Genomic DNA, 1,013 nt, shown 5'->3' on the forward strand with positions numbered 1-1,013 from the left:
CGCGGTCCTCTGGGGGCGCGACGCGCAGTCGCTGCGTCCGGCGCTCGGGTCGGTGCCGCGGGTCGAGTCGGTCCACCCGTCGCCGCTGTCGGCGAGCCGCGGGTTCTTCGGGTCCCGCCCGTTCTCGACCGTCAACCGCCTGCTCGAGGAGCAGGGCGCGGACCCGGTCGACTGGCGCCTGCCCTGACGTCCCGGGCGTCCGCGACGGCCGCGGCCGTCCAGCTCGGCGCGGCAGCGACCGTCACGGCGGCTCCGCTCAGGGCAGGCACAGCGGCGGCATCCCGCCCTCGGTCGTCAACCGGACCTGCACCTCGGGCGTCGCGCCGATGTTGCCCGGGAGCTTCCCGCGGACCGTCGGCAGGTCGGCGCACCGCGACGTCAGCTGCGCCGAGTTGTTGACCTGCACCACCGTCGCGGCCGACCACACCCAGCCGGTCGGGACGGCGCGGTCGGGCACGGTGAACGCGAACTCGACGTGCTCGTCCTGCTGGATGCCGGGGGCGGAGAAGTAGACGGTCCAGTACGCGTTGCCCGTCCAGAAGTTCGGCGTACCCGTGCCGGTCACGGTGCACGGCGTCGTGCTCGCGCTGCCGTCGGCCTTCACGACGCGGCACGAGTCCGGCGCCGGACCCGGGACGCGCCATGTCGCGGGGACGGCGAACCCGCCCACGAGCACGCGCACGCGCGTGACGGCGGTCGGTGTCGGGGCACCCGTGAGGGGGTAGGTCTGCGTGCCGCTCGTGAGCGTGCCCTGCGCGGTCGCGAGGACACCGGAGGCGCCGAACAGCGTCACGGCGACGGGACGTCCCGCGCACGCGGCCTGGTCGGCGGCGGTGAGACCGTCGAGGCGGATGGAGGTCGATGCGGTGGCCGTCGTCGGGACGACCTGCACCGGGATCGCGGTGCACGCGCTGCGGACGACGACCGCGGCCGGGTGGGCGCGGACGTCGAGGCGCGACGCGCTCGCCGGCTCGACGGGGAGCGCGGCGCCGACGACGGCGAGGGCGAGCGCC

1 protein-coding gene and 1 pseudogene are annotated in these 1,013 nt (G+C 76.1%); one reads left to right on the plus strand and one right to left on the minus strand.

What is annotated here, in order from left to right:
• Positions 1–187: pseudogene (locus tag HGA02_RS20225) on the plus strand (uracil-DNA glycosylase); the annotation flags it as partial.
• Positions 188–256: 69 nt separating this feature from the next.
• Here HGA02_RS20225 and HGA02_RS20230 read toward each other — a convergent pair.
• On the minus strand, positions 257–1,013 hold a 757-nt coding region (locus HGA02_RS20230), incomplete at its 5' end, for a hypothetical protein (protein ID WP_168681226.1).

This window comes from Cellulomonas septica (assembly GCF_012396155.1).
Lineage (GTDB): Bacteria > Actinomycetota > Actinomycetes > Actinomycetales > Cellulomonadaceae > Cellulomonas > Cellulomonas septica.